16 protein-coding genes are annotated in these 24220 nt (G+C 52.7%); 3 read left to right on the top strand and 13 right to left on the bottom strand.

Going from position 1 to position 24220, the window contains the following annotated elements; genetic code table 11:
* Nucleotides 1-46: 46 nt before the first annotated feature.
* The 13 genes from BT142_RS15565 to BT142_RS15505 form a co-directional block, all read right to left on the bottom strand.
* Nucleotides 47-1924: a glycosyl hydrolase gene (locus tag BT142_RS15565; RefSeq protein WP_072419106.1), complete on the bottom strand. Its 1878-nt coding sequence runs from the start codon at nt 1922-1924 to the stop codon at nt 47-49.
* Between the two features lie 414 nt (nt 1925-2338).
* Nucleotides 2339-5332: a glycoside hydrolase family 9 protein gene (locus tag BT142_RS15560; protein ID WP_072419105.1), complete on the bottom strand. Its 2994-nt coding sequence runs from the start codon at nt 5330-5332 to the stop codon at nt 2339-2341.
* Nucleotides 5333-5773: 441 nt separating this feature from the next.
* Nucleotides 5774-8491 carry a glycoside hydrolase family 9 protein gene (locus tag BT142_RS15555; protein ID WP_072419104.1) on the bottom strand — a complete coding sequence of 906 codons (2718 nt, stop codon included), beginning with the start codon at nt 8489-8491 and terminating at the stop codon, nt 5774-5776.
* A 919-nt stretch (nt 8492-9410) separates the two neighbouring features.
* On the bottom strand, nt 9411-11090 hold the full coding sequence (locus BT142_RS15550) for a PASTA domain-containing protein (RefSeq protein ID WP_072419103.1): 1680 nt from the start codon (nt 11088-11090) through the stop codon (nt 9411-9413).
* On the bottom strand, nt 11074-11580 hold the full coding sequence (locus BT142_RS15545) for an RNA polymerase sigma factor (protein ID WP_072419102.1): 507 nt from the start codon (nt 11578-11580) through the stop codon (nt 11074-11076). The genes BT142_RS15550 and BT142_RS15545 overlap by 17 nt, the downstream gene beginning before the upstream one ends.
* 206 nt (nt 11581-11786) lie before the next feature.
* Nucleotides 11787-13469 (bottom strand): SulP family inorganic anion transporter, encoded by a 1683-nt coding sequence (locus BT142_RS15540; RefSeq protein WP_072419101.1) that lies wholly within the window; start codon nt 13467-13469, stop codon nt 11787-11789.
* A 297-nt stretch (nt 13470-13766) separates the two neighbouring features.
* A complete protein-coding gene (locus BT142_RS15535; RefSeq protein ID WP_072419100.1) occupies nt 13767-15188 on the bottom strand; it encodes a sensor domain-containing diguanylate cyclase in 1422 nt (473 codons plus the stop codon).
* A 122-nt stretch (nt 15189-15310) separates the two neighbouring features.
* Nucleotides 15311-16444 (bottom strand): tocopherol cyclase family protein, encoded by a 1134-nt coding sequence (locus tag BT142_RS19250; RefSeq protein WP_175444975.1) that lies wholly within the window; start codon nt 16442-16444, stop codon nt 15311-15313.
* A 248-nt stretch (nt 16445-16692) separates the two neighbouring features.
* Entirely contained in the window at nt 16693-17646 is a 954-nt protein-coding gene (locus BT142_RS15525; RefSeq protein WP_072419099.1) for an alpha/beta fold hydrolase, read from the bottom strand.
* Nucleotides 17647-17650: 4 nt separating this feature from the next.
* Nucleotides 17651-19183 (bottom strand): AMP-binding protein, encoded by a 1533-nt coding sequence (locus tag BT142_RS15520; protein WP_072419098.1) that lies wholly within the window; start codon nt 19181-19183, stop codon nt 17651-17653.
* Nucleotides 19184-19206: 23 nt separating this feature from the next.
* On the bottom strand, nt 19207-19446 hold the full coding sequence (locus BT142_RS15515) for an acyl carrier protein (RefSeq protein ID WP_072419097.1): 240 nt from the start codon (nt 19444-19446) through the stop codon (nt 19207-19209).
* 138 nt (nt 19447-19584) lie between these two features.
* Complete coding sequence (locus BT142_RS15510; protein ID WP_072419096.1) at nt 19585-19827, bottom strand: hypothetical protein; 243 nt, start codon at nt 19825-19827, stop codon at nt 19585-19587.
* 83 nt (nt 19828-19910) lie between these two features.
* Nucleotides 19911-21299: a condensation domain-containing protein gene (locus BT142_RS15505; RefSeq protein WP_072419095.1), complete on the bottom strand. Its 1389-nt coding sequence runs from the start codon at nt 21297-21299 to the stop codon at nt 19911-19913.
* A gap of 367 nt (nt 21300-21666) precedes the next feature.
* On the opposite strand from BT142_RS15505, the gene BT142_RS15500 reads away from it, so the two are divergent.
* The 3 genes from BT142_RS15500 (at nt 21667) to BT142_RS15490 (ending at nt 24213) form a co-directional block, all read left to right on the top strand.
* Nucleotides 21667-22635, top strand: coding sequence for a P1 family peptidase (locus BT142_RS15500; RefSeq protein WP_072419094.1), 969 nt, complete (start codon nt 21667-21669; stop codon nt 22633-22635).
* 1 nt (nt 22636) lies between these two features.
* Complete coding sequence (locus tag BT142_RS15495; protein WP_072419093.1) at nt 22637-23074, top strand: GNAT family N-acetyltransferase; 438 nt, start codon at nt 22637-22639, stop codon at nt 23072-23074.
* 131 nt (nt 23075-23205) lie between these two features.
* Nucleotides 23206-24213, top strand: coding sequence for a sensor domain-containing diguanylate cyclase (locus BT142_RS15490; RefSeq protein WP_072419092.1), 1008 nt, complete (start codon nt 23206-23208; stop codon nt 24211-24213).
* The last annotated feature ends 7 nt before the right edge of the window (nt 24214-24220 follow it).

Here is a 24220-nt window from a genome sequence, read left to right as displayed (position 1 = left end):
CGACCTGAAAATGATCGGAGAGTTCTTTATTTGTCATTTGAAAGCTTTATTCAGCGACGTTAATTACAGGGAGACTGTTGTTAGCAGCAGGCAGAGACTTCGGGTCAAGGATCTCCGAAACCACCAGCTGAATAGCGTATGCGTCCCTTTCGTCAACACCCTTACCGCTGTCAACGCAGTCGGCATTCTTGAGTCCCTGCGCGGAGATAGTTGTGTTTGCAGGGTCTGCAACGTACTTCGTGACAAGGACAGCATCGGCGATGTCAACATAACCGTCGCAGTTCGCGTCACCGTAGAGATACGCGTTGTCTTCCACAGTCGTGCCGCCGTTCTTATAGAGGTCAACAGGTAGCTCGTCGAGAGTGATGCAGTACTCGCTCTGATAGATCTTCTTCAGCTCGTCGTGATCCTGATAAGCCGTGCCGAGGAACGCTGTGCCGCCGTCCTCGCCGCCGTCATACCACGGGCAGAAGTACAGCCAGCCTGCGTCCTCAACGACGAGGTTGTCGAGAGCGGGGATGGTGTCGTTCTCAGCCATCGCAATCATCTTCTTGCCGTTGGTGAGCGCGTAGAGCGAGTCGAATTTAGCGGGGATAGCCAGCAGGTTCGGGCCGCTCGACTTGCCGTCGCCTCTGTTGTACTCAACGTTGTACTTGTCGTAAGCAACGATGTCTACATAATCATCGCCGGGGTACCATGTGGCGGAGTTGGAGTAGTCGTAGCTGTTGAACTCCCAGATGAGGTTGTGCAGGCCGTACTCCTCGGTGAGGGTGTTGTAGAGGAGCTTCCAGATCTCCTTGTAGGTCTCGGCGCCTCTGTCACCCCACCAAAACCACGCGGTTCCGTCGGAATAGTTGCCCTCGTTGCCCTGCGCCTCGTGGAGAGGTCTCCAGATAACGGGCACGCCTGCGTCCTGCAATCTGGTGAGCTGCTCAGCCAGATCCTTGATGGCGAGCTGGAAATAGTCGTATTCCTTGGTGCCCTCGATAACGACGTTTCTCGTGTCGAAGCTCTGCGAACCCTCGCCGCTCTGGTAGTTCTTGTAGGTGCAGCCCTTCCAGTCTACCCTTTCGCCGAGCGTGTAGTTCTCGAAGTCCTTCGGGATGTTGATATGCCACGAAGCGGTGATGATGCCGTTTCTCTCGGTCGCCCACTCGATGCAGCGCTCGGTGGTGCCGTCGTCCCAGCCGTAGAGGGGGTTGTAGTTCATGAAGTCAACGCCCCTGATAGCGGGAACCTTGCCTGTGAGGTTTTCGAGGAACTCGTTCTCCCACTCATAGTTGCCGCCGTGACCGCCGCCGTAGATCTCCTGCTGACCCGCGATGATGTGCTTGCCGTAAACGCTCTTGAGATAAGCCATCAGAGACTTTGCTTCGGGGGTAGCCTTCTTGTCGGTGAGGTCGCCGTCGGCGAGGGTGTAGTCATGCTTTGGGGTCGCGCTGACGGTCACCTTGTCGATTGCCATGTAGCCGTACTCGCTGATGAACTCGATGGTGTTCACGCCCTTGTTCAGGCGGAAGCTGCCGAAGCTGAAATCCATCCACTCCTCCGAGTAGGGCATATTGAGCATACGCTTGATGCCGTTTACGCACACCGACTCCTGTCTGCCGTTCTTGTCGAGGGTCTGAGCCGCTCTTGCGACGATGGTGTACATTCCGTCCTCGGGGACGTTCACGGTAAAGGATGCCGAGCTGCCCGTGAGGTAGAAGAAGCCGTCACCCGAGCTGTCCTTCGGAGCGGGACCGTAGTTCTGAGTCCAGAGGGATGCGCCCTCCATGTCCTCGCCCTCGATGACGAAGGGGAAAGCATCGGCAGATGCGGAACCTGCTTCAACAGCCACAACAGGCATCATTCCCGAAACAGAAGTCGCCGACACAGCAGAAGCTGCAAGAGCTGCTAAAACTCTTTTAAGACTGATTTTCATTGTAGATTGTCCTCCTGTAAGTAAATCAAAATTAACCAACGACCATAAACAAGCAATTTAATCAGCAAATGCAAAAAGCGGACATCTTCCACGTTTTTGTTGGGAGGAACGCAGAAAAACCGACCGTATTTTGCACTTCCTGAAATTGCCTCACTTTATTTCACTCTTTCATCCGATTAAAAGAATGAAATAAAATTTAATTATATTATACGATTGTATAAAGGGTTTGTCAACACATATGCAAGAACAATAATTAAATTTTTTCGGTATTTTTAGTGAAAATTAAGCAAAATGACGAGTTAATCCAAATCAAAAAATATGGATCTGTCTTCCCTAAAATAAACTTCCGCAAAAAAATCGGCAGTTCCCGAAGGAACTGCCGAAGTTGATCCGATATTCGGTTCAGAGACCTTATCAGCCCGGGATAGTGAGGGTGATAGCTCTCTTGTTGATGTTGCTAGTATCCCAGTTGCCGTTGATTCTTGCGCCAACAACAACCTTGTAAGTGCCAGCAGGAACGCCGGTTCTGCTGTAAGTAAGAACGTTGCCCTGAGCAAGGATCTTCCACTTACCAGCGGTGTAGTAAGCAACACAGTACTTGTCTGCGCCTTCAACAGCGGTCCACTCAAGCTTGAATGCGTTCTTGGAGGTAGTAGCCTTAGCTACAGGATACGGATTAGGATTGGGCTTAGAAGCAGCTTCATTGAGCATGAAGTCAGTCATCCATACAAGCGGAGCATTCCAGTTGATGGTAACTTCGTTTACAGACCAGGACTCAGCGGAGTCAACATAGCACTTCTGGTTAGCAAGAGTACCTCTCTTATAGCCGAGACCGCCGATGTACGGATCCTGCATACCAGCGCCAGGACCGCCGGAAAGAACACCGTTCGGAGCCTTCGGGAAGGTAGGATCGATACCGTTGGCCCAGTATCTGTGGTGAGGCCACTCCATGGTCTTGTCGCCGTAACCGGATACATAAGAGAATCCAAGGCCGTTACGTCCGTAGATGTAGTCAAGAGCTTCAGCAGCACCGTTGAGGTACTTAGCGCTGAGATTCTTATCATCCTTATTTGCATCATAAGCATAGGAGAGAACCATAGCGTTGTTGATTACGAAGGAGTTGGAACCCCACTCATAACCGGTAACCTTGATTCCTGCACCGATGTTAACGGCGTCCTCGAAGGTAGCCTCCTTGTAAGGAATGCCCATGCCTTCATTGGACATCTGCTCGAGGTAAGTATTAGCTGCCGTAGTGATAGAATTCTTGATAGCAGTCTTCTCAGCTGTGGTAACCTTATCGCTCAGGTAGAGAGAGAGGGTTCCGAGACCGGAAGTGCATCCCCAGTTGAACGAGCTGAACGAACCGTTGTTCTCGCCGCCGCCGAGGTTGGTGGTCAGGCTGAATGCCTTATCATTCTGAGTATTGTCGTTCGGGTTCTTGTACTTCTTGAGGAATGTGTAGTAGTCGCTCTTACCGGTGGTAGAGTAGAGCTCGCAAGCTGCCCAGTAAGCATCGTCGCCTACATAGGTATCGCCGTAAGCACCGCCGCCGATTGCCTGATCCAGAGGAGCGAAGTAAGGATCGGTGTCAGAGTCGCCCTTAGCGATGTTCCACTTGGACTCCTTAGCCATGATAGCTGTCCAGCTGGACTGAGCGTGCTGGAGGCACTCGTTAGCGAACTGGTCGTCAATGCCCTTCCACAGACGTGCAGCCTGTGCAGCGCAAGCGATCATGTTGAAGGTAGCAGCGTAGGTTGCAGGCTTAACGATACGAACAGTACCCCAGCCCTTCTCACCGTTCTCCATGGTTTCCTTATAGTAGTCCCAGGGCTTGGTAGCAAGACCGGTCCACTTGTGGTCGTGGAGCTTGTGATATACGAAGCCGTCCTGATCGATCATCTTGAACATCCACTCGAGCTCAACTCTTGCCTCGTCGAGGATATCAGGATTCTTATCGCCGTTCTCAGGGATAGCGACAGTGCCGTTAGTCCACTTCTCAGTCTTACCGTTCTTCTTGTCGATCTCGTAAGCGTTCTGGAGAGTCCATACGGAGATACCGCCGTTAACTACGTATTTACCGTGGTCACCTGCATCGTACCAACCGCCTGTACCATCGATAGTCTCGCCCTTGTCAAGCTTACTCTCGTCGGGGGAATTTTCCCACTTGGACTGAACGTAAGCGGTGTCAGGGTTGTGACCGTACTTCGAGTGAGCAAGTTTGGACTTGTCGCCGGAAGTGATGTACTGCTCTTCTATCGGAATGCCGGAACGGTTCTGATAGTAGTAGTTCATGGAATCCTTGAGGAGCTGAGTGCTGTAGATATCATTAGAGATCTCGAACTCATGGCTCTTGTTCATTACGTACTTCTTCTCGGTCTGGGGGTTGGTCCAGATCAGCTGATCGCCGCTGCGGGTAGTATCGTTAACGCCTTCATCAAGAAGAACCTGAGTGCCGGAAACACCAACGGTATCCTTAACGAAGATGTAGTAAGTACCCTCAGTCTTGAAGTCAGAGAAGTCGATGATGTGAACGTTAGAACCGGAATCCTTGTATCTGGTTACGTTCTCATCGCCGACCTTTACGGTAGTGGTAGTGCCTGTACCGGAATCGGGGTCATTACCGAATACCTTGGTCTTGCCGGTGTACTTAACGTTGCCGGAAGTATCGCGGATCTCGAATGTGAGAGGCGAAGCAGCATCAGTTACATAGGAAGCCTTCTTGCTGAGGTTCGGATAGTAGCCGAGCTGATTAAGACGAACGTTGCTCTCAGGTCTTACAACGCCCATTTCGTTCTCTTTCTTCCAGTCCCATTCAGAGGAAGTCTCATCGATGAGCGAGAGGTTATCGAACTTCAGAGTGGTCTTGTTGGGGAAGCAGTCAACATCCTGATACTTACCCTTGCCGCCGTAGTGGAATGCCCACTCAGCAACCTCTACGGTCTCCTTAGCGGTGAACTCAGCAGTAAAGGTGTTCTTGCCCTGTGCGATCGGAACGCACGTCCAGTGCTGATCGAAGTCGCTGTCTGTGCAGTTGTTGTGCCATACTTCAACAGTTCCGCCGTAGTTACCGATCTTGGTGTACATTTCACCGGCAGTGGAAGCAGTTACTTCCCAGGTGATCTTGTACTTATGATCCTTCTCGATGTGGAGGCCTCTGTGACGAAGCTGAAGATCCCATCTGGACTCAGGACCGTCGTTATTCTTGATAGTTACGTTGTAGGTACCGCCGGAGATATCGAATGTCTGCTTAGCGGGGTTTGTCTCACAGGTGTGCCACGGAAGACCAACGCCTGCGTTGAAGTTAGTCTGACCGAGCTGCTGACCTGCAAAAGCACTCATCGGAGTGATAGAAGCAGTGATTGCCAGTGCAGCGATTCCGCTGACTACTTTTTTCATGGATTTGTGCATTGTTTTAACCCTCCCTGATGTAAAACAACAGTTGATTCATAATGCAGCATCGGTACACTGCTGCTATTATAAGCATCGGTCTCTCTGAAAAAAAGAAGTCGTTTTCGACCTGTACCGTATCCTTTTTTTCTAACCATTAATATTATAACATATCCCAAAAAAATGTCAAGACCCTTTGTAAAATTCATTAACATTAACAATTGTACCATTGGGAAATTATGCATTCCTCACAACTTTTTAAGCATTCAAAGGGGAGCCGAGCTCCCCTTTACGAACGCCTTATTAACGCGGTATTACGTGATATTAACAGCATATTAATGCTTATTAATATTTAAAAAGCTGCGTTTTCGGGATAAGAAAACGTTTTTCTCAAACGTTTTCAGAACCGCCGTCAAAGCAGGCGGTTTTTTTGTACAGATAACGATCGTACCCTGTCCGTACTCACTTGATGGTCACGGTAAGAGCACTCTTGATAGCGCCGTTGGTATCCCATGAACCGTTGACCTTAGCAGCAACAGTTACCTTGTAGCTCTTGCCTGCGGGCAGCTTGGGCGAAGTCCAGCTGAGGGTCTTGGGCGAGATGCTCTGAGTGCAGATCCTCCACTTGCCTGCGGAGTAGTAAGCAACGCCGTAAGCCTGAGCACCGCTGACAGCATCCCACTTGAGAGTTACGGTGTGGTTCTTCTGGTCATAGCTGATGCCTGTAACATTCGGAACGGTGGTGCCGGAAGAAGCCTTGGGCGAAACGACGATAGCGTTGGAATAATCCACGTTCCACTTGTCGTTTACGTATGCAAGGACAGCTACCTTGTAGTTGCCTTCCTTCAGGTTCTTGAAGGTGTAGGTGTTTGCCTTGCTCTCGGTCAGCTTGATCCAGTTGTTGTTCTGATAGCAGTATATAGCGTAATTTGTAGCGCCGCTTACGGAAGTCCAGTCGAGCTTAACGCCGTTTTCGAGAGCCTCAAAGGAGAGCTTCGGAGTGTCAACGACAGGATCTGGATCGGTGTTGCCGCCGCCTCTGGTGAAGGTGTAGTCGGACTTGGTCGGCTTAGTGCCGTCAGGCTCAACGCCCCATACCTGGATGCCGTTTACGTACATAGGCATATTCTGGTTGAGAGCATCATCCGACTTGATATTGGAAGCGGTCGCGATGCCGCCCTTGTAGGACCAGTCATTGGTAGGATCCCATGCGCCTGTGGTGGGCTTGCCGTTTACAGCGTCAGGGATAGAAACTCTGAACTGTACCTCATCGCGGTGCTCGCTCTGACCTGTCGGCTGGATAGCGCGGCCGTCCTCGAACTTGATCGAAGCGTACAGAGTGTTGCCTGTCTTGTCGCCCTCGTAAACGAAGGGGCCCGTAACGGTAGCATAGCCCTGCTGACCTTCCTGATACTGCTGGCTGTTGCTCTTTACCGTAATATCGTCGATAGTAAGACCTGCTGCGAAGATCTCGGAAGCGTCGAAGTAATATCTGTACTCGATGTCCTTGGCAACTCTTGCAGGCCATGCGGTGTGGTTCATAGCCCAAGCCTTGATCTCGGTGTAGCTGTTGCCCTTGCCGTTGAGGACAGCGGCAACTTCCCACTCAGCCCACTTGGGCTCTTCCTTCTCGGGGAAGTTAGCGAGGGGCTTTCCGCCGAAGTCTTCGATCATAGCGCAGAGTGCAGCGGTGTAGCCTGCGTTGTAGTCGATAGCTACCTCGGTGTACTCATACTGACCTACGCCGATCTTGCCGACGTCATATGCGCCCGTGCTGTCAGGACCGCCGATGAGGGCACCGTAAAGGGTGTGAGCATATTCAGTCTGCCAACCCTCATCGCTGCTTTCCTTACCAAGCTCATTCCAGTGGTCGTCGTGGATACCCGAAGCGGTTCTGTGGTGGATAGCGATAGGGTTCTTCTCGCCCATGCCGAGAACATATGTCAGGCCGAGAGCGTTGTCGCCGAGACAGTAATCCATCTGAGTCTTAGCCCAGTCGTTGTACTTCTTAGCCTTTGCAGCGTCGTTCTTGAAGAGGGTGTCGCTTGCGAGCTTAGCTACCCATGCAGTGTTGGTAGCGTGACGCAGGCTGCCCCAGTTAGTCAGATGCGAAAGTCCGTCAGCGGTGATCTTGCCCTCGAAAGGCTTGATATCTCCGCCGTTAGAACCCTCGCCCATCCAGTAGCGGATGTGCTTGTCGATGTGATTAACCCACTCCTGCTTGCCCGTGATCTGAGCATAGAGCAGTGCTGCTGCCTGAGTGGTGTCGTCCCAGCAGAGACCCCAGGAGTACTTCCATGTGGTGGACTGGCTCTCGGTCGGGAACTTCGGGATGTAGTCGGTCTCAACCTTAGTCAGATAGCTGCTGTCGCCCGTTGCCTTGTAGAGCCACAGAGCAGCGTACATACAGTCGTCTACCCATGTGGAGGTCGGGTACATCGAACCCATGCCGCCTCTTTCTTCCTCTGAATCTCTGATCCTGTCTGCACCTGCATACAGATCCTTAGCGTGCTTTAAGTAATTGTTAGCGGTCGCAGGGTCGGAATCCTTGAAGATCAGGTAGCCCTGAGCGAGTGCTGCTGCGGAGAGAGCCGAAACGGTCGAGTTCTCTACAACGTCATAGGGACGAACCCAGTCCTTGCTGTTGAGATTATGCTTGCGCAGATAAACCTCAGCGCTGCACCAGATGTTGTGGTCGGTGGAACCGCCCGAGAAGTCGCCGATGGTGCCGACCATCTTGCCGTTGCCCTGGTCGCAGCCCAGAACGTAGTCAAGGCCCCACTTGAGGTTGTTGCGGTAAAGCTCGCCGAGACCAGCCTTGTCAACGGCGTCCTTATACTCGATGTAGCCCCATGCCATGATGGAAGCGGAGTAAGCGTTGGTCAGTGTGAACTTGAAGTGGTCGCCTGCGTCGAACCAGCCGCCCTTTACGAAATCGGTATCGTTGCCGTCCTCGTCCACCATGGAGTTGTCTCTCCACTGAACGTTGTTCCAATCGGGAAGAACGCCCGACTGCTGAACCTCGTAGAAGAACATGGACTTCTGGAGCGCTTCTGCGTAGTTGTACTCAGAATCAGCGCTTGCGGTTATGACTGCGGACGAACCCTGAGGCATAACGGAAGCCATTCCTGCTGTCAGCACGAGTGCCGACACTGCTGCGGTAACTTTTTTAAGTAACATAATTATTACCCTCCCTGAAAAAAGTTAGTTGAACGTAATCGTTTTCAGTATAATATAATTACACCTGAATAATACAACTATATCACATTAATTATGGTTTGTCAACAACTTGAAAATTATTTAATTTTTACCCCAAAAATTATTTATGTTTGCCAAAACAGTAAAAATGCGCTATACTGCGGAGACTATTGGTGGAATCCCTTTTGAAAAAGGGTTCTCCCCCAAGCCCCCCCTGCCAAAAAATTAAAAGTCTTTGGAAAGGGGTCTGGGGAAGAACCTTTCTTCAGAAAGGTTTTCCACGGTAATTCCCGCAGACAGCACGGTAAATTATCGTTTACAGCAATAAAGAAAAAACCGACAGCCCCCGAAGAAGCTGCCGATCTTTTCATTTCTACATATCGGAAGATATGTAACACGCTTTATTGGATGGGCACTTTGATCTCTCGTTTCCGAGGTCATCCGTGTCCCTCTTTACCGCCTGTAATGGCGATAACTGCTATCTTGGAAAACCGTTGGGAACCTTTGTCTATGGTGGAGGTCAAACCGTTATGACTGCGGTCGCGGTGTAGCCGTCATCAGTTCTTTGCCAATCACACTTGGGAGCGCCGAAATATGCGAGAAATATTAACATTTTTCATGCCTATCTCTCTTGTATTTACAATTATAACACAAAAGGTTCTTAATTACAAGTGATTTCAGAAAAAAGTTGTTCATTTAACAGCCTTTTCGTGAATATTAACAAACACAATCGTTATCTGTTTGTTAATTAAGCCGATAGTTAGAGCCCGCTTCCCATTTCAGCCCGTCGGAACGCTTGACTTTTCTACACTAATATCGTATGAAAAGGACTTCACAGGGACACTCGGTCTCAAAAACAGCAGCATCGGACATCCGTGTGAACGTCCGATGCTGTTTTGTATCAGTTATTCGGGATCAGTTTCAGAAGTTCTGCCGTGTTCAGCTCGCCGTTAAGAGTGAAGGTCTTCGCGTCATAATCTATCTCATATGTCGCATACTTGACCTCATTCTCATCGCCGAGATCGTTGGATCTGACATAGACCACGAGCGTCTCGGTCTTGATGCCGACTACTTCCAGCGAAACCGTACCGCCTGCAACAACCTCGCCTTTCTCGATCGTCTTGGTGTAAGCTACGACACCGTCGCGGTAAACGTCGATGGTGTAGGAGCCTTTGATACCCTCGGGCATGGGTATTTTCAGCGTCATCTCGATAGGATCGGACTCACCGTTGGAGACATAGATGATGACTGTCGAACCCTTCTCCGCGCTCATGCCTTCCGAAAGCGACTGCTCGACCACCTTGCCCTTGTCGCCGTCGTGACGTATCTCTTCGACTTCGCATTCAAAGCCTGCGTCCTTGAGTACGGTCACAGCCTTTTCCTGAACCATGCCGATAACGTTCGGGACTTTGACCATGTCTGTATCCGATACCTGTTCATCCGCCTTGCTGTCCGCCGAAGATGTATCCTCCGCAGACGAGGTATCCTCAGTTACGGACTCGGTGCTGTCGGTAAGCTCCTGCTTATCGGCTGGGGTGATCTTCTTTGCGATGATATTCTGTCTCCACGGATGACCACTGTACTCGTTCATTGCATCGTGATAGCCTACCGACAGAGTGATATACTCGTCGTTTTCGGTGCAGGGAATGTCCTCATCGAAGATATTATGCTTGTTGTCCCTGAAGCTCCTCTGCATTTCTCTCCAGCTCCCGAAGCTGTGTTCTTCGTCAAAGCTGTTGTATCTCAGCTCCTTGTCGTAGAACTCAAGATCATTTGCGCAGGTACCGTCAAGATTCATGAAAAAGTCCGAAACGATCTGATACTCCGAATACTCGTCATCATAGATCGACTTGAATCTGATGATGCCCGACTTGAAGGAATCCTCCGAAGCCTCGGGATCATACTGAGCGTACAGGAGACTTATCGCGTATCCGCCGCCGCTCCACTCAAGGTCATTAGCCCAGAGGATGATATTCTGCGGCTGACCATTTTCGTCTATCGGGGCGTTGCAGTCCGCCTGAACAGCGCCGCTGTCGTTCGGCTGCTTGTCGAAGCCGTTGGTCTCGTAGTACTCATTGGTGCTGCTCTGCACGATGGGAAAACTGAGTTCACCGTATTCGCCGTTCTGATCCTCGTATGTTCCGAGACTCATGTAGCCCACCGTATCGGCATTTTCTTCGAGATACGGCTTAGCCCAGTCCTTCACTTCTCTTTTCGGGGTATCGGCTTCGTTTTCCGCCTTGCTCTCCCCGCCCGTCAGTGCTTCGATACTGCCCGAGGACGAGCCTGCGGCAGGCACGATCTTTTCTTTGCCGAGGTTCACCGCCGCGAATACTCCGCCTGCCGCGAACACGATCGCCGCAGCCGCTGCCACGATGCCGCCGTAACTTCTCTTTACTGCCGTCGGAGCGGCGTTTTCCGACTTGTTCATTGTTATGTTCATTCCGTTTCGTTCCTTTCTCTGTTCCGACAGGATGACCTTATTCCCTGCCCTTAAAGTTTTCGCTCTTTCGAGTATCTCCTTGTCAAGCGAGAGATCGGGCGTATTCTGTCTGCGGATTTCTTCACATAGCTTTTTCAAAATAACCACTCTCCCTCATTTTTTCTTTCAAGATCTTTCTCGCGCGCGAAAGTCTTGTTCTAAGTGCGTCCTCCGATATGCCGAGGGTCTCGGCTATCTCTGCGGACGGTATGTTCTCAAAGTAGTACATATACACAGCGGTACGGTATTTCGGCTTCAGCGACTTCACCGCTTCCCACAGTTCCTGCTGTGCAGGCGTCCGACAGGAGCGTTCGTCGGGGATCGAGTCAAGATCATCGTCCGAGCGTTTTCGGTACCACGAGCTTTTGTTGCAGGTCCGCGAGATGTTGATGCAGGCACGTATGAGCCATGAACGTCTCGCCTTTTCGTCCTCAAAGACCAGATCTTTCGTATAGTACAGCAGAAAGACTTCCTGATAGACGTCATCGGCGTCGGCGCGGCAGTTTGTCTCCGCGAGCGCCAGACCGTAGATAAGCTCTCTGTACCGTTCGATCACCCGGGTCAGATCGTCGGTATTATTTTGTGCCATATCTCTCGCCTCCTCTGCTAACTAATTGTTTGGTAAAGGTCATTTCTGACAGAAAAGCGGCAACTTTGTAGGAATGAACAAAAATCAAAGTGCCTTTTCGTCATAATATACAATCAACTTCGGTATCAGCCCGTAAAGACATTATACCACTATCTCCCATAAAAAGCAAATACCGCCCGGACTGTCCGGACGGCAAGCTGTCATTATCACGCCGAAAGAGCTATCTCCTCGGCACGCAGCAGCGCTGTATCGATGTGATCGCAGAAATTCTCACTGCCGACCGTTTCGGTCAGACCAGCCTTCTGCATCGCGTGGAACGGTTGCTCGTTTACGTGTGAGAACACGACCTTCACGTTCTGCTTTGCGCAGCTGCTCACGACATCCCTGAGCGCCGCAACGCCCGACTCGTCGATGGCGGGAACGTTCCTCATGCGGATAACGAGAACGTTCGTGTCCTTATCGTGCAGCATATAGCGGAACTTCTCGGAAGCCGCGAAGAACATAGGTCCGTTGATCTCGTAGACCTTTGTGTGCTCGGGGATGTGCTTGAGAAGAATATTGTCGGGGTCGGTGTCCTCATCGTCGTCGTCGATCCAGGTGTGAGCCTCGGTAACGTCAGCCATGCGCTTCATGAAGAGCAGCGAAGCCATTACCATGCCAACGCCGATAGCCACCACAAGGTCGAACACGACGGTCAGCACGAGAGTGGTCAGCAGCACCGCGATGTCGCTCTTGGGAGCGGTCTTCAGGGTGTTGCGGATGTTTCTCCAGCCGCACATATTGTACGCCACGATGAAGAGTATCGCCGCGATGGTAGGCATCGGTATCATGGCTGCGAACTGCATCAGCAGCACGAGTATCAGCAGCACCACTATCGAATGTACCATGCCCGAAACAGGTGTTCTGCCGCCGTTCTTGACGTTGGCGGCTGTTCTTGCGATAGCGCCCGTAGCGGGGATACCGCCGAACAGCGCCGAACCGATGTTTGCGGCGCCCTGTGCGATAAGCTCCATATTGGAACGGTGCTTCGAGCCTATCATGCCGTCAGCGACAACGCAGGAGAGCAGCGACTCCACCGCCGCCAGAAGCGCGATGGTAAATGCCGAGGGAACAAGGGTACGTATCCTTGCGAAGCTCACCGCAGGCAGTGAGAACTTCGGGGGTGCGGAAGAAATGGTGTAAAGGTCGCCGATGGTGTTCACGTTCATGCCCGTCAGCTTCACGATAGCCGAACATACGATGACAGCGATGAGCGAAGCGGGTATCTTCTCCAGCTTCTTCGGCCAGAGAATGAGTATCGCCAGCGAGATGACGCCGATAAGAAGTGCGTTCGGGTTGAATGTCCCGATGCAGCGGCAGACCTCAATGACCTTGTCAGCCGTCTCGATAGGTGAGTGCTTGAATGTCAGACCGAGGAAATCCTTTATCTGTCCGATGAGTATCGTCACCGCGATGCCGAAAGTAAAGCCCGATGTGATAGTGCCCGGGATGTACTTTATAAGCTTTCCGAACCTGCATACGCCCATGATTATCATGATGATGCCTGCCATGACCGTCGAGATGACCAGACCGTCCATGCCCTCCGAGGCGACGATGCCTGCCACTATGGTCGCGAATGCGGCTGTAGGGCCTGCTATCTGCACGCGGCTTCCGCCGAGGAACGACACGATGAAGCCTGCTACGATGGAGGTGTACAGACCCTGCTCGGGATTGACTCCCGACGCGAGTGCCAGCGCTATCGACAGCGGCAGAGCGATTATCGCGACGATAACGCCTGCGATAAGGTCTTTTACGAACTGCTGAGGTGTGTAGCCTTTGATGACCGAAAACAGCTTCGGTTTGAGTTTTTCCTCCGTAGCCTTTACAGAGGTGTTCTGCTGAACTTTCATATTCTCTGACCCCGTTTATAAAAAATCTTTGCCGACAGCCAAAAAAGTCGGCGGACAAATAAGATTATACTACTTTTGTATTTGTGATTCAATGTACTTTTTGTTACAAAGATATTTTCGTATACTTGAATATTTAATCACACGTTACGGCGACCATTCTCGGTATGATACACAAAAAACCGACATCTTATTTGTAGGAAGTCACAGAGCCGAATACAGCAAAAAGTCCGCCCCGAAAAGGCGGACTCTCTCAATATGTAATGATATAACAGCCTGACCGAGTTATGCCTGCGGCTTTTACAGCCTTGTTTTGCGTTCGGGATGTTCTGCGTAGAAACGTGCCTTGTTCCTGTACATAGCCTCGTCCGCGGTGTGCATGGCGTCGTGGATATCGCTTCCCTGCGCGATAAAGCTGCTGCCCACGGCAAAGCATATGCCCTCGGGGTCATACGAACGCTCCGCGAGCGCCGCGACCTTCGACGCGAGCTCTTCACTGTCGGCACACTTCACCAGTATCAGGAACTCGTCGCCGCCCGTGCGGTAGATGTCCCCGTCGGGAACGGTCTCCTGAAGCAGTATCGCGAACTTTTTCAGCATAAGGTCGCCTGCGGCATGGCCGTGAGTGTCGTTGACGTATTTCAGCCCGTTCATGTCGGTGAATATCATCCCCAGCGGCGACGAAAGGTACTCCTTCCCCTCCGCGATGCTGTTGAGCCTGCTGTTCATGGCGTTGCGGTTTTTCACGCCCGTGAGCAGGTCGGTGTAGCTGATATGTTCGAGCCGCTCCATCATCTTGTAGCTTGTTATCTGCGACGAGATGAAGAAGGTCGTCAGCTCCAGCATCTCCTTGATGCGCATGGTGTTGTTGGTATCGAAATTCGTCGCCCAGATGAAGCCTATGACCTCGTCGGTGTACCTCAGCGGGAACATGACCACGCTCTTGACATTCGCCTCAACAAGGGTGTCATACCATCTCCTGTTGACCTCCTTGACGAAATTCATGTCGTTATCGTTCTTGATGATGAGGCAGTCGCTCTCGCCTATCATGCTCAGCCACGAGAAGGCGATGTCGTAGAAGTCGCTGAACTGCGTCACGCGTTTCAGCCTGCTGTTCTCGGCAACGTTCGTCGCCAGCACCGAACAGGTCGCCTCGGCATTGTCGATGAGCATGATGGTGCAGACCTCGGCGCGGCAGAGCATACGTATGTCGGTGATGACCTCGTCTATCGTCTTCTTGAAGTCCTTTGCGCCGTGGAGCTTGATACAGGTCTTGAGCACGTCCTCGGAAGTGCCGCCCGACATTCCCGAGCTGATGCCGATGTCCGACGGACTGCTGAGCTTCGTGGTGTAGGTGCAGTAGCAGATGTTCCCTATCTCGCAGTTTATCGGCATCGCGAAGATGTCGAACCACATATCGAGCTTGTTCAGGTGGACGTAGGTGTGGACAGGCGTCTTCATGACCGCCGAACGGTAGCAGAGATCTTCAAACCCCAGATCCTTCGGAAGGTATTTTTCGTACAGGGAATTCGGGATGAACTTGTTGTGTGTATTCGCAGGGATATCGGGCGATACCGCAAAGGCGGGATGCTCGATAGGAGCAAGATATGCCTCGTTGCCCGCAACTATACGTATCTCGCCGTATCCTCCGCCGCTTATCTTCTCGACCGAGATGATGCAGGTAGGCGAAAGAAAACTATCGGCTAATTTCTGAAAATCCATTTTTACCCCTTCTCCAGCTTGAACGCTGTTTATTTTTCTACAGCCCGACGCATGACGCCGCGGCCCCCTTATATATATTATACAACATTTCACTCCCGATGTCAACGAAAACAGTGCATTTTTTATTTTTTCTGCCCGTATTCGCCGTACTCGCACCCGACTTTTCGGCAGACTATCTCGTCCACCAGCCTGCCGTGACGGTAGAGCTTCACCACTCCCCTGCCGTTTCCGCCGTTCCACAGACGGTCATGCCGCTTGCTGCCGTCGGGAGCTTCGTAGTTTATCAGCAGCATATCCTTTTTGTCGCACACTATGTCGGCGGTCAGCCTGTTGAACAGGGTAGTCTGCACAACGTGCCAGTATATCCTGTCCCCGGTCTCGCGGCAGTCGAATCGCGTCATCGGCAGCTCCCAGAACTTCGAGAAATTGAACTCAAAACATTTGCCCTCGTACCAGAATGCCGACAGCAGCTTGCGTTTCAGCGCTATCCTGCCGATCTTCGGACAGCCGCCGCCGATGTCGAACACGCTGTCGTTCAGCCGTCTGCCCGTTTTCCTGCTCACAAGGTCGTTCGAGGACAGCCACACCCACGGCGAAGTGAAATCCCTGCCCCAGTTCTTGTCCGCGTAGCCGTAACAATTCTCGGGCGAGACGGTGTAGCGCTCGCCGTTGAAGACTATCTCGCCGCTGAAAGCCGTTTTCATACCCTCGGCGTGCCAGAACATCTCGAAAAGCTGCATACTGCGGAAAAGACTGCCCGCACCGTAGCCCACGTTGAACGCTATCTTCTTGTCGATGGTCAGCTCCCACGACATCTCCCCCGAACCGCACATATACTCGGGATGCGCCGCCGCTTCCTCGGGCGTGACCTTCACGCTGCCGTAAGTGCGGTGCTCGTCCAGATAACAGCCCTCCGCCGTGACCGAGAAATCCTCGCTCATATCCACACGGATGCCGTCCCAGCCGTAGAATCGGTGCAGCTGAACAGCGTCCTCTCCCCACGCACCCACGTTTACCATGAGGTAGGAGGGACGCCTGCCCTTCGCCTTGTTCTCGGGAAGCTGCCCGAACACAGGCCCGCTCCCCCCGAGCTCGGGGTCACAAAGGAAAAACTCGATGAAAAACGGCCTTGCTCTGCCCGTTCGCACACTGTAGGCAGTGAAGGAATGCCACCACCAGTCGTATCCCTGCCTCGCCTGCCTGCCAAAAAGCTGACAAGCATCACGCGCCGTGTCGTGCCTGTTGAAATAACCCATAGCCGCACCTCCTTTATGCATATACTTTATATATTTATTATATCATATTCTTTTTCAAATTTCAAGAGTGCGGGACTTCTTGGGGGAGAACCTTTCTTCTAGCCGTGCGAAGCAAAGGCGGACGTGCGAAGCTAAGGCGGCCGTGCGAAGCTAAGGCGGAAGTGCGAAGCAAAGGCGGAAGTGCGAAGCTAAGGCGGGTTTTCCCCAGCAAAAACCGCCGCATGACGTTGGAGTCGTGCGGCGGATGGTCAGGATCCGATGAATTTCAGGATGTCGCGGTAGACGCGGACCTTTTGTTTCTCGTGGAGGATGTCGTGGCGCATACCTTCGTACAGCTTGCCGCGGACGTTGCGGTAGCCGTTCCTTTGCAGGAAGTGTATTGCCTGAACGATTTTTTTGCGCGAGAGGGCGCAGGGGTCGTCCGCTCCCGAGAAGAATCGGATAGGCATATCGGGGTTATCGGGTCTGAAACCGCCCGTGTAGGTGAGCCTTGCGAGTTTCAGCATCTCCTCGTAGCCTGCCAGCGTGAAGTTATATCTGCACAGGGGGTCGTTGTTGTGTTCGACGACCGCATCGAAATCCGTGTTTGTCCACGAATTCCTCAGCCCCTCTTTTCTGAATCTGAACTCGTAGGACACGCCCATGATGAGCAGCTTTGCGAACCGCGAACGGGCTCTTTTGCCCTCTGCCAGTTCCAACAGCTTCACCATCATTATGCCCTGTCTCACCATGTTCGACTTGGACGGGCAGCCGAGTATCACCAGCTTGTCGATATCCGCGTCGAACCTTCTGATATAGCACCTCGCCGCCAGCGAACCCATGCTGTGTCCCAGCATCGTCACGGGCAGCTTTTTCCCGCACTTCTTTTCGGCGTAGTCCTTCACTTCAAGAGTTATCTCGTGAAGATCTTCCACCAGCGCGTGAGCGCCGCCCTTGTAGAAATACCCCAGATCGTCGGATGACAGCACGCTCTCGCCGTGACCGCGGTGGTCGTTTGCGACTGCGATGTATCCCCTTGCGGCAAGATACCGCATGAACGCGGCGTAGCGTCCCTTGTGCTCGTTCTTGCCGTGAACTATCTGGACTATGCCCCTGATGCGTGCAGGGTCTTCGGGCTCGATGCGGAGCACACTGAGCGGCAGTCCGTCCGAGCCCGAGATGTGAATGTATCTCGTTTCGGAAAGTTCTGTTATCCTGTACATATGCTTATGCTAAAGGTTCGTCCCTCAGCACCTCGGTGCGGATTATCTTGCGTGAGGAATTCTTGAAGAAGGGGTTCTCCCTCACGACAAGTCTCGAAAGCTGCTTGTAGGTAGGCTGATCCTTGTTATAGTCGTCGAGTATCGCCTGCAAAGCTGCGCGTATCTCTTCGGCGGTCTTGCCCTCAGTCGTGTCAGGGTCGGGATAGATGCGTGCGGTCAGCAGATTGTCCTCGCCCGTAACGATGACTTCGCCCACAAACTCCTTGAGTGCCAGCTTGCCCTCTATCTCCTCGGGAGAGATGTTCTCGCCGTTGGAGAGGATGATGAGGTTCTTGACTCTGCCGTTGATGAACAGGAAGCCGTCCTCGTCCATGTAGCCCTTGTCGCCCGTGTGCAGCCAGCCGTCCCGGAGGGTCTGTTCGGTCTCGGTCTCCATGTTGTAGTAACCCTTCATGACGCTCGTTCCGCGGACGCATATCTCGCCGTCCTCGAACTTCACCTCAACGTTCGGCAGCGGCTTGCCGATAGAACCCGGCTTCCATGCGCCTGCCTTGTTGGAAGTGATAACAGGGGCGCACTCGCTCATGCCGTAGCCCTCATATACCTCGATGCCGAACTTCGCGAACTCGTCGATATAGTAGGGTTCAAGATGCGCACCGCCAGTGAATATCCTGGTGAGGTTCGGACCGAACACCTTCTTCGCGAGTATCTCGGGAGGAACGCCGTCGCCCAGCGCCTTCACGCGCTTGTAGATGGTCTCCAGCATCAGCGGCACCATCAGCATTACGTGGGGATTGAAGATGGTCATGTTCCTTACCATGTGCATCAGCGAGTCGTTGATGCAGATTATGCCGCCCATCCAGAAACCGTTGAGCCAGTCCATCGACAGGCAGAAGGCGTGATGTACGGGAAGCACGCTCAGGAACACTACTCCGGGCGGCTCGTCGTATACTATGGCTTCCACGTTGCAGTAGAGGTTGCTCTGTGTCAGCATAACGCCCTTGCTCTTGCCCGTAGTACCCGATGTGAACACGATCATCGAAACGTCGTCCTCGGCAGGGGGTTCGCCCTCGGGGGTGTCCTTGCCTGCTTCGATAAGGTCAGCGATGGTCTCGGCGCCCTCTTCCTTTTCCTCGGAGAGCATCCAGAGATGTCTCAGCTTCGGGCAGCCTGCCTTAATAGCGTCAGCAAGAGCCGCGAATTTCTTGTCGAGGAACACGCCTTCGGAATCCGAACGCGCCACGAGGTCGATAAGATCCTCGGCAGGCAGAGCGGGGTCGAGGGGAACAGCCGCGTTGCTGCTCGAAACGACCGACATATAAGCCTTGATCCACTCGATAGAGCTCGTTCCGATGATGGAGATATGCTTGTGGTCGAAACTGAGCGCCGCAAGACCCTTTCTGATCTCGGCGGTCTTTGCGGCAAGCTCGCCGTAGCTCAGTTCGTGAACATCCTTCTTGACCAGCCAGCGGACTGCGGGAAGGTCTTTGTACTGTTCGCCGCATCTTTTCCACATTGTAAAGATCGTCTTTTTCATATTTCCTTTTTCCTCCCCAAAGGTCAGCCTATGTACTCTCTGAGCAGTGCGATGGCGTCGCCTACGGTGTTGATGCCTGTCAGCTTCTGACCGTTGTCGCCGAAGTCGAACTCGATGTCGAACTCGTCCTCAAGGTCGCCGAGAAAGGTCATCAGATCCAGCGAGCTGAGCCCGATGTCGCTTCTGAGGTTCATCTCATCGGTGATGTCCCCTGCCTCGACCGAGCAGTAGTTTGACAAGATCTCTTTGAACTGTGCTTCCATAATTTTTACTCCTCCCAAATATAATGCAATAATTTTGCGTATATCCACAAATCGGCACCGCACATCAGTGTCACACATTTGTACGGTGCCGACTGTATGGTCGTTTTATTTACCGAAAAGCCCCTGCATTCGTGCAGATCAGCCGATCTCCTCTAAGTTCGCAGGCTTGGTCTTCAGGACTGTTCTGATATCCTCTTCAACTATCCAGCCCTCCGAGTAATCGCAGTTGTGGCAGATGTAGCGCTGTAAGCTGATAACGCCCATCATCATGCTGGTGTTGTAGTGGATATCCTTCTCGTGTTCAGCGTTGGGGAAACCCTCATATCTGAACAGAGTCAGATCCTGGCTGCCGCATTTCGGACAAGTCTTCGTTTTCTTCATAATATTGCCTCCAAATAAAAAGTATATGATATCGCACCGAATGTGCGGTATTTCCGTTTTGCTCTTTTGTTACTAAAAAAAGATCAGACCATATCTATGATCTCGGAGATGGTCCTTCCGGGATCTTCTATTCCTCTGAACAGTATGCGCATCATGTAGTAGTACATAAGCTCAGCGTCCTTCTCGGTGAGGTGTGCCGTCTGGTAGTGATAGGAGAAATTGAGCTTTCTGTCGGGCAGATGCGATACGGTGAGGTACATCTTCTTTGTAGCCGCGCCGTTTGCGAACCACTTGACGTAAATGGGGAGCTGTTCCGAATTCGGGTCGAGGTCGCTGGTATTCATCGGCGGCTGATAGGTGAGGTACACGCTGACGTATGTAGTGTCGTCGGGCGTGTTGTAGCGCCTCTTCATCTCCTGACGGATGAATTCGGGGTCGTATCCCGAGTACATATATATGCGGTTCTGATGATTCTGTATCATCCTTGCCGCGTCGATGAATGTCGTATCGCCCGAGATGACCGTTCTGCACGGGAAGCAGAGCACGCGGCTCCCTCCCGAGGTCAGCTCGTCCTGCGTGGAGCGGCGCGATATGAAATTCTCGATGGTTATATCCTCCTGACCGCCGTTCATCTTCGACAGATAAGTCCTGATGACGAGCAGTATGAGGTTCGTAGGTGATATCTGATTGTAAAGGCAGAAGTTTATAGCCCTCTGCATACTGTCTACCTCAAGCTGGTAGTCCTTTACCGCCACGAAAAGCTCCTTGCGTTCGATGTCGCCTGCGCGGAGATCAGGGTCGTTGTGCTTTCTTCGTGCTTCTTCGAGCACCGAAGTACCCTGTATATCCGAATAGAGCGGCTCGCCCAGTTCGTCGAGCTGTTCGTCCCAGAAACGCTTCGCCTTTGCAAGGCGCTTCTGATTCGCGGCCTTCTCAAGATCGCTGACCAGCACCTTCTCGAAATCCGCGAGGGGTGCGGGCATCTCGGTGCCGTATTTCAGGTGCTTGTAAACGCCCATGATGTCGGTAGCCATGACCGCCACGCCCACCGAGTCGTTGAGTCTGTGATCCATATGTACGAAGAATCCCGTGTAGCCCTCGGGGAGCTTTACGATGCGGAACTCACACATCGGGATATCGTCGCCGTCGAAAGTCTCGTAAGCCCACTGCTGCATGGTATCGTTGGCTTCCTGCATGGTCATTCCCGTCAGGTCGCGTTCCTCGAAGTCCTCATCCCCACAGTCGGCGATGTACTGTTTTATCTCGCCGTTTTCATCGGGTGCGGTGAAGCGGAGCCTGAGGCAGGAGTATCTTTCCATCTCCAGTGCGATGCTCTTTTTCAGCACATCCACGTCGATGTCAGCCTTGAATGCCGCAACTATGCTGAGTCCCGACACCTGCTGTGTCTTGTACTCTTTTATCCACTGATAATGCATATTCTGCGCCGCTGTCAACGAATATAATTTCTTCATACAGTTCCCCCATAATTTTGTTGCTGAGCGCTAAATCAATTTACCTAAATTATATTTTAGCATAGTTTGGTAAAAAAATCAAGATATTTTGCTATATTTCGTCATATTATGTCAGAAAACAACACAAAATCCATTCATAAATGGGCATATTGCAGTCAATTGAAAACGTTTTCAATTTTCCACTTTCCAAATTATACAGGTGAGCGATCAAAAATCCCACTCGCTTTGTGCATTGTCACGAAGAGTGTTTCGTCCGTTCTTCGGGGCGGATGACTGCCGCGCTCATGCTCATCTGAGGACTTTCCGCTATTGAATATTTCCCCGAAATGTGGTATACTAAACACAACCATAACAGGAGGTGCATCCGATGAATATCCCGATAACCGATATACAAGGCATAGCCATAGGACAGCTCGAAGACGCCGAGGCAGGCACTGGCTGCACCGTCATCGTCGGCAGAGACGGAATGAGGGCAGGAGTTGACGTGCGCGGCGGCGGCCCCGCTTCGAGGGAGACCACGCTCCTCGACCCGCTGATGTCGGCGCAGGCAATACACGCTGTAGTGCTGGGCGGCGGCAGCGCCTTCGGGCTCGCGGCTGCGGACGGCGTGATGGAGTATCTCGAAGAGCAGGACATCGGCTACGATGTGGGAGTGACGAAAGTCCCGCTGGTGGTGCAGTCGGATATCTTCGACCTCACCGTCGGCAGAAAGGACATCCGCCCCGACAGGAACATGGGACGGCGTGCAGCACAGCTCGCCCTCGAATCCCCGAACTACCGCGACGGCAATTACGGCGCAGGCTGCGGAGCGACGGTGGGGAAATTCTGCGGTATGGATCACTGCACAAAGACGGGCATCGGCAGCTTCGCCATGCAGGTCGGTGAGCTTCAGGTGGGGGCGGTTGTGGTGCTGAACGCACTCGGCGACATTTTCGACTTTGAGACGGGCAGGCAGATAGCAGGCCTGCTGAACGAAGAAAAAACAGGCTTCCGCAGGACTTCCGAGCTGATGAAGCTGAGGACGCAGGCGGTGGAGAACAGGTTCGTCGGGAACACCACGATCGGGGCTGTCATCACCAACGCGTATTTCGGCAAGACGCAGCTCTGCAAGATAGCGGGCATGGCGCATGACGGTCTCGCAAGGTCGGTTGACCCCGTACACACGTCAGCGGACGGTGACAGCCTTTACGCGCTGTCGGTCGGCGACGTAAAAGCCGATATGGACGTGGTGGGCACCCTTGCCGCCGAGGTGGTCAGCCGTGCGATAATCTGCGCCGTGGAGAGTGCCGAGAGCGCTTTCGGCATCCCCTCGGCAGCTTCGGTAAGAGGTGAATGAAATGGATATACAGGTAATAAGAGCCACCGAAACGTGGCAGCAGGCAGGCGCATATTACGTGCGCATACAGGGCATGGCGAAACAGCATGGCATCACCCTGCGGCGCGAGTTCGACGAGCATGACGCCCCCGACACGAAATACATAGTCCTCACCGACAGTGATTTTCCCGTGGCGACCTGCCGCTTCTTCCCCATCGGCGAAGGGAGCGCGATGATAGGCAGGGTGGTAGTCCTGCCCGAATACCGCGGCAAAGGTCTCGGACGGCGCGTCATACTCGAAGCCGAAGCGTGGCTCGGTGAACTGGGGGCAAAGACCGCGGTCATCGAGAGCCGCGACGTTGCGGTGGGATTCTACGAAAAGCTCGGCTATACCGTGACCGACAGCACCGTGATACACGGTGATACCTTCGACTGCATACGCATGGAAAAGGAGCTGTGAGGACAGCATTTTTCTGCAGTCGGCGCACTGGGCGTTATGCACAAAAAATTTATTTTTTGACCTTGAAAACCGTAAGCAATTGTGGTATAATAAACTGAGACGTATTGTCACTATTTAAGGAGGAACACGCTATGCCTACAGACCACGAAAGAATGCTTTCGGAGATATTCTCCGTTAGTGAGGAAATATACAAGGATATGTCCGACGATGTGAGCGATACCGACCACACAAAGGTTTTCGAGTACATAACCCGTCTCGGCAAAACGCTTTCCGAATCTGACAGGACGAGCTTCTGGAAGTGGGACAAGCGCAACCACACCCTGTGGACTGCCGCCGCTGTCGGCGCGGATAAGATAATCATACCCGACAACACGGGTCTCGTCGGGAAGGCGCTTGCCGAAAAGCGCGTCATCATCACCAACGACCCCTACAGCGACCCCGACTTCAACTCGGCGGTGGACAAGAAAACGGGCTACGTCACAAAGTCGATACTCGTCATGCCCGTCGCTGACGTGAACGGCGAGTTCATCGGCGCGTATCAGGCGATAAACAAGCTGGGCAGCGACGGAAAGTTCGGCGACGAGGATGTGCGCAGGCTGTCCCTGGCGGCGGTCATCTGCGGCATAGCGCTGGAGTCGGAGACCTTCCTCGATGAGTCTCACCACGACAAGCTCACTCAGCTCAAGAACCGCATGGGCTTCTACAGCGATTTCTCCAAACGGTATCTCAAGCTCGTGGAGACGGGCAAGAAGCTCAGCCTGTTCATCTGCGATATAGACAAGTTCAAACGCATCAACGACACCTACGGTCACAACGCAGGCGACGAGGTGCTGAAGCATACGGCGGCGCTCCTCGGCACCTGCTGCGGCGAGAACGACGGCATCTACCGCTGGGGCGGCGAGGAATTCGTCATGATAATGACCGACGCCGACAAGCAGACCTGCATCGACAAGGCGGAAGAGATACGCGTCAAGATCATGGAGTCGGTATGTCACGCCGAGGGCAACGACATAAAGCTGACCCTCAGCTTCGGCGTTTCTGAATTCGACAGCAACAGGACTATCGAAGAAAATATAAGCTCCGCAGACGAGAAACTCTATACCGCAAAGGAAAGCGGCAGAAACAGAGTGGTCTTCTGACGAAAAA

The organism is Ruminococcus sp. YE71 (assembly GCF_900119155.1).
Lineage (GTDB): Bacteria > Bacillota > Clostridia > Oscillospirales > Ruminococcaceae > YE71.
The sequence above is the reverse complement of the archived record's forward strand: the minus strand, read 5'-3'. Positions and strand labels throughout refer to the sequence as shown.